This window comes from Halobacillus litoralis (genome assembly GCF_009856355.1).
In the GTDB taxonomy this organism is placed as follows: domain Bacteria; phylum Bacillota; class Bacilli; order Bacillales; family Halobacillaceae; genus Halobacillus; species Halobacillus litoralis_B.
The window spans coordinates 103,814-114,426 of sequence record NZ_WMEW01000004.1; the positions used below are offsets into that span (position 1 = coordinate 103,814).

The 10,613-nt window shown below is 47.3% G+C and carries 14 protein-coding genes; all 14 read right to left on the bottom strand.

Annotated features, from left to right (window positions below):
• Window positions 1–56: 56 nt before the first annotated feature.
• On the bottom strand, window positions 57–959 hold the full coding sequence (gene sucD, locus GLV97_RS07940) for a succinate--CoA ligase subunit alpha (protein ID WP_160835592.1): 903 nt from the start codon (window positions 957–959) through the stop codon (window positions 57–59).
• A gap of 17 nt (window positions 960–976) precedes the next feature.
• On the bottom strand, window positions 977–2,137 hold the full coding sequence (gene sucC / locus GLV97_RS07945; RefSeq protein ID WP_160835591.1) for an ADP-forming succinate--CoA ligase subunit beta: 1,161 nt from the start codon (window positions 2,135–2,137) through the stop codon (window positions 977–979).
• Window positions 2,138–2,352: 215 nt separating this feature from the next.
• Entirely contained in the window at window positions 2,353–3,114 is a 762-nt protein-coding gene (locus GLV97_RS07950; RefSeq protein ID WP_160889460.1) for a ribonuclease HII, read from the bottom strand.
• Between the two features lie 99 nt (window positions 3,115–3,213).
• Window positions 3,214–4,056, bottom strand: a complete 843-nt coding sequence (gene ylqF, locus GLV97_RS07955) for a ribosome biogenesis GTPase YlqF (RefSeq protein WP_160840243.1) — start codon at window positions 4,054–4,056, stop codon at window positions 3,214–3,216.
• Between the two features lie 10 nt (window positions 4,057–4,066).
• Window positions 4,067–4,618, bottom strand: a complete 552-nt coding sequence (gene lepB / locus GLV97_RS07960; RefSeq protein WP_160835588.1) for a signal peptidase I — start codon at window positions 4,616–4,618, stop codon at window positions 4,067–4,069.
• A 116-nt stretch (window positions 4,619–4,734) separates the two neighbouring features.
• Window positions 4,735–5,079 carry a 50S ribosomal protein L19 gene (gene rplS, locus GLV97_RS07965; RefSeq protein ID WP_027954188.1) on the bottom strand — a complete coding sequence of 115 codons (345 nt, stop codon included), beginning with the start codon at window positions 5,077–5,079 and terminating at the stop codon, window positions 4,735–4,737.
• A gap of 131 nt (window positions 5,080–5,210) precedes the next feature.
• Complete coding sequence (gene trmD / locus GLV97_RS07970; RefSeq protein ID WP_160835587.1) at window positions 5,211–5,939, bottom strand: tRNA (guanosine(37)-N1)-methyltransferase TrmD; 729 nt, start codon at window positions 5,937–5,939, stop codon at window positions 5,211–5,213.
• 1 nt (window position 5,940) lies between these two features.
• Entirely contained in the window at window positions 5,941–6,456 is a 516-nt protein-coding gene (gene rimM / locus GLV97_RS07975) for a ribosome maturation factor RimM (protein WP_160835586.1), read from the bottom strand.
• A gap of 4 nt (window positions 6,457–6,460) precedes the next feature.
• Window positions 6,461–6,847: a YlqD family protein gene (locus GLV97_RS07980; RefSeq protein WP_160835585.1), complete on the bottom strand. Its 387-nt coding sequence runs from the start codon at window positions 6,845–6,847 to the stop codon at window positions 6,461–6,463.
• Between the two features lie 66 nt (window positions 6,848–6,913).
• A complete protein-coding gene (locus GLV97_RS07985) occupies window positions 6,914–7,141 on the bottom strand; it encodes a KH domain-containing protein (RefSeq protein ID WP_160835584.1) in 228 nt (75 codons plus the stop codon).
• A gap of 18 nt (window positions 7,142–7,159) precedes the next feature.
• Window positions 7,160–7,429, bottom strand: coding sequence for a 30S ribosomal protein S16 (gene rpsP, locus GLV97_RS07990; protein WP_160835583.1), 270 nt, complete (start codon window positions 7,427–7,429; stop codon window positions 7,160–7,162).
• Between the two features lie 90 nt (window positions 7,430–7,519).
• Window positions 7,520–8,860 carry a signal recognition particle protein gene (gene ffh, locus GLV97_RS07995; RefSeq protein WP_160835582.1) on the bottom strand — a complete coding sequence of 447 codons (1,341 nt, stop codon included), beginning with the start codon at window positions 8,858–8,860 and terminating at the stop codon, window positions 7,520–7,522.
• 13 nt (window positions 8,861–8,873) lie between these two features.
• A complete protein-coding gene (locus tag GLV97_RS08000; protein WP_160889461.1) occupies window positions 8,874–9,203 on the bottom strand; it encodes a putative DNA-binding protein in 330 nt (109 codons plus the stop codon).
• An 89-nt stretch (window positions 9,204–9,292) separates the two neighbouring features.
• Window positions 9,293–10,603, bottom strand: a complete 1,311-nt coding sequence (ftsY, locus tag GLV97_RS08005; RefSeq protein WP_160889462.1) for a signal recognition particle-docking protein FtsY — start codon at window positions 10,601–10,603, stop codon at window positions 9,293–9,295.
• Window positions 10,604–10,613 lie beyond the last annotated feature (10 nt).

Here is a 10,613-nt window from a genome sequence, read left to right on the forward strand (position 1 = left end):
ATTTCATGATAAGGAGACCGCATCTATAACGATACGGCCTCCTTTCACACTACTCATTAATGGGTTTTACATTTGTCGAAAAGATTTTCATTTTTCAACACTTCAATAAGGGTTTCTCCCATCACAGATGGCGTTTCAGCCACTTGAATCCCGCATTCGTTCATGACACGGATCTTCTCATCCGCTGTACCTTTACCACCGGAGATGATGGCGCCTGCGTGTCCCATACGCTTCCCTGGAGGAGCTGTTCTTCCTCCGATGAAGCCGACAACAGGCTTGTTCATATTGGCTTTCACCCATTCAGCCGCTTCTTCTTCAGCAGTACCGCCGATTTCACCAATCATAATGACGGCTTCCGTATCATCGTCCTCGTTAAATGCTTTTAAGACGTCAATAAAATCGGTTCCGTTTACAGGGTCGCCGCCGATTCCAACGGCAGTGGACTGTCCGAGACCTGCCTCAGACAATTGATGTACAGCTTCATATGTCAACGTACCGGATCGGGATACAACCCCTACATGGCCTTTCTTATGGATATAACCAGGCATGATGCCGATTTTACACTCATCCGGCGTAATGACACCAGGACAGTTCGGTCCGACAAGACGCGTTTTCTTGTCTTCCATATACCGTTTCACTTTAATCATATCCAGAACAGGAATGTGTTCAGTGATACAGATCGCCAGGTCCATTTCTGCATCAGTTGCTTCCATGATCGCATCTGCAGCAAATGGGGCAGGTACGTAGATGACCGAAGCGTTGGCACCTGTTTTTTCCACCGCTTCCGATACGGTGTTGAATACAGGAATGCCTTCAACTTCTGTGCCGCCTTTTCCTGGTGTTACACCACCGACAATCTGCGTGCCGTATTCCACCATCTGCTTGGTGTGAAACAAGGCTGTTGATCCCGTAATTCCTTGAACAATCACTTTAGTATCCTTGTTAATAAAAACACTCATCTCATTCCCCGCCTTTCCTACTTCACTAGTTCCACGATTTTTTGTGCACCTTCTGCCATGGAATCAGCAGAAGTAATATTCAAACCGGATTCATCCAGGATTTTCTTCCCGTCCTCGACGTTGGTTCCTTCCAGACGTACGACAAGAGGAAGCGTCAAGCCGATCTGCTTCGTCGCTTCAACGACACCTTCGGCAATGACATCACATTTCATAATACCGCCGAAAATGTTAACGAAAATCCCTTTTACGTTATCATCGGATAAAATAATTTTGAAAGCTTCTGTAACTTTCTCGGTTGTTGCACCGCCGCCAACATCAAGGAAGTTGGCCGGGTCTCCGCTGTAATGCTTAATCGTGTCCATCGTAGCCATCGCCAGCCCGGCTCCGTTAACCATACAGCCGATGTTTCCATCAAGGGCGATGTAGCTGAGGTCATATTTGGACGCTTCCACCTCTTTCGGGTCTTCTTCATCCAGATCACGAAGCTCCATAATATCCTTTTGACGGAACAGGGCGTTGTCGTCAAAATTCAATTTTGAATCCAGCGCAAGAACATTACCGTCCCCTGTAGTGACTAAGGGATTGATTTCAGCTACGGAACAATCCTTCTTCACAAACACATCATACAAGCCAAGCATGAACTTGACAGCTTTACCGAGGGCTTCTTTAGGAATATTGATATTAAAAGCAAGACGTCTGGCCTGGAAAGGTGTCAGCCCGGTAACCGGATCAATCACTTCTTTGAAGATTTTTTCCGGAGTTTCAGCTGCCACTTCCTCAATCTCGGTACCACCCTCTTCAGAAGCCATCATAGTCACCCGGCTTGTAGCACGGTCAAGAACAAGGCCGACATAATATTCACTTTGAATGTCGCATCCTTCCTCGATGAGTAAGCGCTTAACTTCTTTGCCTTCCGGTCCAGTCTGATGGGTGACAAGCGTTGAACCTAGTATTTCATCGGCATATGTACGTACTTCATCAAGATTTTTGGCGATTTTAACTCCGCCCGCTTTTCCACGCCCACCTGCATGGATCTGCGCTTTTACAACAGTCACGCTGCTGCCGAGCTTCTCTGCTGCCTCAACAGCTTCATCGACTGTATAAGCTACGTAGCCATTTGGCACAGAAACGCCAAAATCACGCATGATTTGTTTTCCTTGGTACTCATGAATGTTCATGTTTCATCCTCCCATCAATTTTCACTGCAAGTACATTGTATAAAAAAACGCTGTCAATTGTCCATAAAAAGCGTGATATCTGTCGAAAAATTCAATAGATTAACAAAAATTATCTTATGTAAACAAAACGGGTCAGAAGGAGAGAAGCATTCCGCATCCCTTCTCCTGACCCGTTTCAGTGAGGTATTCTCATACACAGACGCTCTATTTATCTGCTACATCATATTTTTAACGGGGGCAAAGGTTTTTCGGTGTACGGGGGTGACGCCATAGGTTTCAAGCGCGTGGAGATGGTCTTTCGTACCGTAACCCTGATTGGACTTAAACTGATAGCCTGGATATACTTCATCAAGATCGGCCATCATACGGTCCCGTGTCACCTTAGCGATAATACTGGCAGCAGCGATGGATACACTCCGCTGGTCCCCTTTGATCAGCTTCGTTTCACTCCACCCTTCCCCAAGCGTCATCGCATCGACAAGCAGATGATCGGGCTGCTGATTCAACCGGGATACAGCGCGTTTCATAGCAAGCCTGGATGCCTGGTAGATATTGAGCTGGTCAATTTCCCTGCTGGACACAATTCCGGCTGCCCAGTCGGCATCTTTCGTAATTTGTTCATAATACCATGCCCGCTTTGCTTCTGACAGCTGCTTGGAATCATAAAGCCCCTCCAGATAATAATCATCAGGGAGGACGACAGCTCCTGCAACCACCGGTCCTGCGAGCGGACCTCTTCCTGCTTCATCGATGCCGCATACATAGGTACGGCCTCTTTGCCAGGCCTCTTTTTCAAATTCCAGCATGTCTTCATACTGGTTTCGAAGAGCTTCTTTTTTCTTCTGCCTGTCTGTATACTGCTTTAAAAGCTTCTGTACGCCTTTACGCGTATCTCCGGTCAGTTCCTCCCATTCCCCCTCTGTAGGCTTCTGTGCTTGCAGCATGGCTTTAATTTCATTGATTGTGCGCTTGGACATTACTGACACTCCGTTTCTCTATTGTCGGTGGTTCGTGATGCGGTTTAAATCAAAAAAAAGAGCGCCCCCAGGCACGGGCCTGCAGCGCTCCTTTCTGCTTTATTCAGGTGTTTCCAGACTGATCAAGCCCAGTTTCCCTGTCCGCAGATCCTGAAGAATGATATCGGACACCTTTTCAAAATTCACATGGCCTCCGCTTTCCAGACAGCCCCGTTTTTTCCCGATATGCTCGAAAACTTCCATCATGTCATCAACCTGCTCCAGGCCGAATCGTTCTTCAAGCAGACGTGGGTATTCCCGGCTTAGGAAATCAAGAACATAGGCGGCCACATCTTCTTTAGGCAGAATCTGGTCCTTGATCGTCCCGATAGACGCGAGACGGTACCCGACTTCTTCTTCTTCAAACTTCGGCCAGAGAATTCCCGGCGTATCGAGCAGTTCAAATTCTTTCTTCACTTTAATCCACTGCTGTTTCGTCGTCACCCCCGGCTTATCCCCGGTTTTAGCAGCTCTTTTATTCACGAGACGGTTGATCAGTGTGGATTTCCCGACGTTCGGAATTCCGATGATCATCGCTCTTGATGCTCTTGGGCGGATCCCTTTGGCTACAAGTTTATCTATTTTTTCTTTCCCGAGTGCTTTGGCTTTCTGAATCACCCGCTGGACATCCTGCTTCTGGTTGGCTTCAATAGCCACAGCTGGAATATTCCGATTTTGGAAATATTCAATCCACTGTTCTGTCACGCCAGGGTCTGCCAGATCCTTTTTCATAAGCACAACCATCTTCGGCTTTTCCTGGAGAATCCCGTGAAGCATGGGGTTTTGTGAAGATAAAGGGGCTCGTGCATCGACAAGTTCGATGACAAAGTCAACGAGTTTAAGTTTTTCTGCTACTTCCCGTTTGGCTTTGGCCATGTGCCCGGGAAACCATTGTATTGTCATATAAATCCTCCTAATTAACGATACGGATACGATCAAGCGGCCAGTAGGATAAAACAGCCTCCCCAACCAGCTGCTCCTCAGGTATCATGCCGAGGACACGGCTGTCTGTGGAATTGTCCCGGTTATCCCCCAGCACAAAGACATGGCCGTCAGGGACTTCCTCAAAACCGCCTGGAATGTCCTCTTCCATTCTGAAGTCGCTGGTCAGTATTCCGTCCTCCGGAAGCTGTGCCTTTCTTTCTTCCAGAAACGGTTCCTCCACCCGTTCGCCATTCACATATAACTGATCATTTTCATAGGCGATGTGATCCCCTGGGACACCGATGACCCGTTTTATGTAATCTTTCTGTTCTGTTGCATGAAAAACGACCACATCAAACCGATCAGGAGAAGTCAGACGTTTATGAAGCTTACTCACAATGAGATGATCTCCACTGTGAAGTGTCGTAAGCATAGACGGTCCTTCAACGACAACCGGCGCAAATATAAACACCCGCACAATCACTGCCAGGACAGCAGCGATGGCAAATGCTTTGATCCAATCCAACCATTGTTGCTTCATTTCCCCACTTCCCTGTCTTATGACGTTCCTTTTCACTGTTTTCATCGTATAACAGCTGAAACATATTATAAAGTAGAAAAAAGGAGCTTGGCATACGCAAGCTCCTTTTCACCGGTTTAGATAATTTCTTTAATACGTGCTGCTTTACCACGAAGGTTACGTAGATAGTAAAGTTTCGCACGGCGTACTTTACCACGACGGGAACGTTCGATTTTAGCAATACGTGGTGAATGAACTGGGAATGTACGCTCAACACCAGTGCCGTAAGTAATCTTACGAACTGTGAATGTTTCGCTGATTCCACCGTTCTGACGTTTAATAACAACACCTTCGAATACCTGGATACGCTCACGGGTGCCTTCGACAACCTTCACGTGTACTTTGACAGTGTCACCAGGACGGAAGTCAGGGTGATCTGTACGAAGCTGTTCTTTTGTAATGTCATGAATCAACTGTTGCATGATCTTCACTCCTTTTTAACTAATGCTCTTGTCTTCTAAGAGGCAGCGGAACATCGTTTTCCACTTAAACCGATCGTTTAAGCACAAAATTTAATATACCATACGGGCCAAAAAACTTCAACCGGTATCCGTTATTTTTCCCACTCATCCAGCCATGTTTTTTCCTTATCCGACAGCTCTTTCTTCTCTAAAAGATCTGGTCTGCGTTCAAAGGTCCGTTTTAAAGACTCTTTGTGTCTCCACTCGTCAATTTTAGCGTGATTACCGGAGAGAAGGACATCGGGGACCTTCATCCCACGGAAATCCGCGGGGCGCGTGTAATGAGGATGCTCAAGCAGCCCGTTGGAAAACGAGTCCATCGGAGCGGACTGTTCATTTCCCAGCACTCCCGGCAGCAGACGGACAACAGAGTCAATGACGACCATGGCCCCGAGTTCACCACCTGTGAGCACATAATCCCCGATAGAAATTTCATCGGTCACGAGCTCCTGGCGGATGCGTTCATCGTACCCTTCATAATGTCCACAGATAAATACGAGATGGTCCTCCTCGGAAAGTTCTTCCGCTTTCTGCTGATTGTAAGGTTCCCCCTGTGGGCAGAGCAGGACGACACGCGGCTGCTTCTCTGCCTTTTCCTGGATGGCTTCAATGCTGTCGAAAATCGGCTGCGGGGAAAGAACGAGCCCTGCCCCGCCCCCGTAAGGATAGTCATCCACCTTATTATGCTTGCTCGTTGTGTAATCACGGAAATTGATATAATCGTATGAAAAAGCCTGCTGCTCACGAGCCCTTTTCATAATAGAATTCTGCAGGACACCTTCAAACATCTCTGGAAACAGCGTTAAAATATCAATATGCATATCAGTCCAGCAGCCCTTCTATTGGATCGATGATGATGGTTTTTTCCATTGGGTCCACCTTTTTTACAACCGGTTCTATATATGGGATTAAAAGATCTTTGCTTCCCTTCCGTTTAACGACCCACACGTCGTTCGCTCCCGGCGTCAAAATCTCTTTTATCACACCGAGTTCCTCGCCTGATTCAAGGTAGACAGTACATCCGATAACCTCATGAAAATAAAATTCATGATCGCCGAGCTCTTCCTGTTCTTCTTCGGAAACCATCAGGGTTACATTCTTCAGTGGTTCGACATCATTGATAGATGGTAGATCCTCAAAACTGATCAGGTCGAATCCTTTATGGATCCGATGACTGCGGACGACCAAAGTCTTTGTTTCCTTTTTATCATCCACCCAATACAAAAGCTGCCCGGGTTGGAAGCGTTCCTCGAAATCCGTGATCCGATGAACTTTAACTTCTCCTTTTATGCCGTGTGTGTTAATAATTTTTCCGACATTAAACATTTGTCTATCCATGTTATTACCTCGCTCGTATGACTTTTCCATCCTTAATGACAATCTGGCGGTCCTGGACAATATCCTCCCACCTGTCACCTTCTTCAATCGTGATCAGAGTATCGACTTCATCCGTCTCCAGCTCACTTCCATCCGGAAGGATATCGAGCTGTTTCCGCTGGTACTCTATCCACCTGAGCTGATCTTTCCTGCGGCTGATTTCGCGGGAAAACCTCCGCTCTACTTCCTGTTTGGATACGCCGGGTTTGCGCTCCAGTTTTTTCTGTTCAAAAGCAAGCTGCCGGCATTCTTCGTCAAGCTGGCGCTCCCTCTGACTGAACCGCTCCTTAAGCTCGGCCCGGCTGGAATCTGTCAGGACTTGTTTGACAGGTACTTTTCTGATGATCTGCATTCTCTGACCGCCTCTCTATCATAAAGATTACATAGTAAAAAAGGGAAAGGTTTTCCCTCTCCCTTCTTACATGATATCCAAATAGATTCTTTTATCAGAATCAGAGCCTGCCGCATACACGACAGTTCGAATCGCTTTCGCAATCCGCCCGTTTTTTCCGATCACCTTCCCGACATCATCCGGATGGACGGAAAGATGATACACCGTTTTGTGCTCTTCTTCTTTCACATCCACCTTGATGTCATCAGGATGATCGACAAGCGGAGTGACGATCGTTTCGATTAAGGCTTTCATGATATCACCACTAATTTATTATTGGTTTTTCTTATCGTGGAACTGCTTCATGATGCCTTCGTTAGAGAATAGGTTACGCACTGTATCGCTCGGCTTCGCACCGTTGGACATCCAGTCGATTGCTTTATCAGCATCGATTTTAACCTCAACTGGGTTAACAACCGGGTTATATGTTCCAATCTGCTCGATGATGCGGCCATCACGAGGAGAGCGAGAGTCTGCAACTACTACACGATAAAATGGGTTACGCTTAGATCCCATACGTTTTAGGCGAATTTTTACTGCCATATTTAACAACCTCCAAAATTTCTTTAATTAATTGTTTCACACAGAATTAGATTTTAGCAGAACTTCAAGGGTGTGTAAAGGTTTTTTCCATTACATAAACGGAAATTTCATTCCGCGGCCTTTTTTCCCTTTGGTATTGCTCATCTGCTTCATCATTTTCTTCATTTCTTCAAACTGTTTCAAAAGACGGTTCACTTCTGAAACAGAGGTACCTGACCCTTTGGCGATCCGTTTTTTACGTCCCGCATTCATCAATGATGGATCCTGACGCTCATGCTTGGTCATAGACTGAATAATTGCTTCAACATGGACGATCTGCTTGTCGTCAAAGGAAACATTCTGCAGCCCCTTCATCTTGTTGGCCCCGGGTATCATGTTCAGGATCTCGTCCAGCGGCCCCATGTTTTTCACCTGCTCCATCTGCTCAAGGAAATCCTCGAACGTGAAAGAAGCGTTCCTCATTTTCGATTCCAGCTCTTTGGCCTGTTTCTCATCGACCTGGGTCTGAGCCTTCTCAATTAGAGTAAGGACATCTCCCATACCGAGAATACGGGAGGCCATACGTTCCGGGTGGAAAACTTCAAGCTGATCCAGCTTTTCTCCCATACCCGCAAATTTGATCGGTTTACCAGTTACAGCCTTAATAGACAGAGCAGCACCGCCGCGGGTGTCCCCATCAAGCTTCGTCAACAGGACACCGCTGACATCCAGCTGTTCATCAAAGCTTTCCGCTACGTTGACCGCATCCTGTCCCGTCATGGAGTCGACCACAAGGAAGATTTCATCCGGGTTGACCGCATCTTTAATCTGCTGCAGTTCTCCCATCAGATCACCGTCGATATGAAGCCGACCGGCGGTATCAATCAGAACATAATCATGATGTTCTTCTTTCGCTCTGGCCACCGCATTGCGTGCAATATCTACGGGGTCCGCATCTGTTCCCTCCGCATGAACCGGCATACTCAACTGTTTACCGAGCGTTTCCAGCTGTTGGATGGCGGCTGGACGATAGACGTCGGCGGCTGCCAGCATCGGATTGCGGTTGTAACTCTTCCGGAGAAGGTTGGCCAGCTTTCCCGTCGTCGTCGTTTTACCGGCCCCCTGGAGACCGACCATCATAATGACGGTTGGCGGGCGCTTGGCCACGGCAATTTTGCTCTCATTGCCGCCCATAAGCTCAGTCAGCTCTTCTTTCACGACCTTGATGACCTGCTGGCCCGGGGTCAGACTATCCATAACTTCCTGGCCGACAGCCCGTTCACGAATGCGTTTGACAAAATCCTTCACTACTTTGAAGTTAACATCGGCCTCGAGGAGGGCGAGACGGACTTCCCGCGTCATCTCTTTTACGTCTTGTTCGGTTACCTTCCCTTTGCCTTTGATTTTTTTAATCGTTTCCTGCAAACGGTCGGATAAACCTTCAAATGCCATCGAAGAAACCCTCCTATTCTAAATCTTGTAGTTGTTCGAGCCAGACGGCAGTATGCCTGGGAAGCTCCTGTTTGTCAACAGCTGCTTCCATTTCCGCTATCACCTGCTGGCGTTTTTGGAATTTTTCATATAAATGAAGCTTTTTTTCATATTCTTCAAGCATGGTTTCCGTCCGGCGGATATTATCATACACCGCTTGACGGGATACATCAAAGGTCTCGGATATTTCACCAAGAGAATAATCTTCGAGATAATACAACTCCATATAATTTCTCTGTTTAGGAGTCAGCAACGATTGGTAGAAATCGAATAGGTAATTGATCCTTGTCGTCTTTTCAAGCACGCTTGAAGCACTCCTTGTTAAGTGAAATACCTTTACACATAAATATTAACGGGCATGTCCCTGTGTGTCAAGGTATACAACGTATTTTCTTATTCCTCTTCATACTCCTCAATCATTTCTGCGAACAAGCCATATACAAAGGCGTGGGCATCAAACGTTTCCAGATCGGTCACTTTCTCCCCGAGCCCCACGAGCTTCACCGGGATTTCCAGTTCATTCCGGATAGCCAGAACAATACCGCCTTTCGCTGTTCCATCAAGCTTCGACAAGACAATCCCTGATACATCTGTTACTTCTGCGAAAGTTTTTGCCTGACTCATGGCATTCTGACCGGTTGTTGCATCCAGAACGAGCAGAACCTCGTGAGGGGCACCAGGAACCTCCCGTTCAATGACCCGCTTCACCTTGGAGAGTTCGTTCATTAGATTGACTTTATTCTGCAGGCGGCCGGCCGTATCACAAATCAACACATCCGCGCCGCGTGATTTAGCCGCCTTGATGCCATCGTAAACCACCGCAGCCGGGTCACTGCCTTCCGAATGTTTGGTAACGTTGACTCCCACTCTGTTCCCCCACTCTTCCAGCTGTTCAATTGCACCGGCTCTAAATGTGTCACCGGCAGCAAGCGTGACATTCTTCCCTTCGGATTTCAAACGGTGGGCGAGTTTCCCGATGGTAGTCGTTTTCCCAACACCGTTGACTCCGACAAACAGGTACACCGTCAGACCATCCGGGTTTTCCGCCAGGCCTTCTACTTCCCCGGCATCCTCATCTCCATAATAAATGTCTACCAGTTTTTCGGAAATGATTTCCTTGACTTTCTGAGGGTCCTGGACGTTTCGGCGTTTCACTTCCATCTCAAGTTCTTCAATCATTTCCATGACGGTCGTGACTCCGACGTCAGCTGAAATCAGCACTTCTTCCAGTTCTTCAAAGAAATCCTCATCGACGGTACGATAGCGGGCAACAAGGTCATTGATTTTACTTGAGAAGGAATTTCTCGTTTTGGCCAGTCCTTTTTTGAACTTGGAAGCGATGGTTTCTTTCTCATCCTCATCCTCTTCCTGTACCTCGCCCTCTACTGCTGCCGGTATGCTGTCGTCCGCTTCGTCTTCCCCATGAATCCCGGCTTCGGATTCCACTTCCTCTTCCTTATCGTCCTCTTCTGTCCCGGATACATCAGAATCAACCGCTTCTTCCGCAGCAGGTTCCTCGGTCATGGGCGGCTCCTCGTTTTCCGGGAGAGATGTGGAGACTTCCGGCGAAACCTCCTCATCCGAATGGTCTGAAGGAACAGAGCCATCTTCTTCTGCCTGTTCATCAACCGCAGGACCCTTCCCTTCTTCCTCCACATCCTGTCCTTTTACGAATTTATCTTTCAGCTTCTTGAAAAAACTCATCCAATCTTCC

Coding starts and splice junctions, on each gene's coding strand:
- GLV97_RS07980 (WP_160835585.1), bottom strand. CDS start 6,847: ATGCAGATCATCAGAAAAGTACCTGTCAAACAAGTCCTGACAGATTCC.
- rplS (WP_027954188.1), bottom strand. CDS start 5,079: ATGCAACAGTTGATTCATGACATTACAAAAGAACAGCTTCGTACAGAT.
- ffh (WP_160835582.1), bottom strand. CDS start 8,860: ATGGCATTTGAAGGTTTATCCGACCGTTTGCAGGAAACGATTAAAAAA.
- GLV97_RS07985 (WP_160835584.1), bottom strand. CDS start 7,141: ATGAAAGCCTTAATCGAAACGATCGTCACTCCGCTTGTCGATCATCCT.
- rimM (WP_160835586.1), bottom strand. CDS start 6,456: ATGGATAGACAAATGTTTAATGTCGGAAAAATTATTAACACACACGGC.
- ylqF (WP_160840243.1), bottom strand. CDS start 4,056: ATGACAATACAATGGTTTCCCGGGCACATGGCCAAAGCCAAACGGGAA.
- lepB (WP_160835588.1), bottom strand. CDS start 4,618: ATGAAGCAACAATGGTTGGATTGGATCAAAGCATTTGCCATCGCTGCT.
- GLV97_RS07950 (WP_160889460.1), bottom strand. CDS start 3,114: ATGTCCAAGCGCACAATCAATGAAATTAAAGCCATGCTGCAAGCACAG.
- ftsY (WP_160889462.1), bottom strand. CDS start 10,603: ATGAGTTTTTTCAAGAAGCTGAAAGATAAATTCGTAAAAGGACAGGAT.
- sucC (WP_160835591.1), bottom strand. CDS start 2,137: ATGAACATTCATGAGTACCAAGGAAAACAAATCATGCGTGATTTTGGC.
- sucD (WP_160835592.1), bottom strand. CDS start 959: ATGAGTGTTTTTATTAACAAGGATACTAAAGTGATTGTTCAAGGAATT.
- trmD (WP_160835587.1), bottom strand. CDS start 5,939: ATGCATATTGATATTTTAACGCTGTTTCCAGAGATGTTTGAAGGTGTC.
- rpsP (WP_160835583.1), bottom strand. CDS start 7,429: ATGGCAGTAAAAATTCGCCTAAAACGTATGGGATCTAAGCGTAACCCA.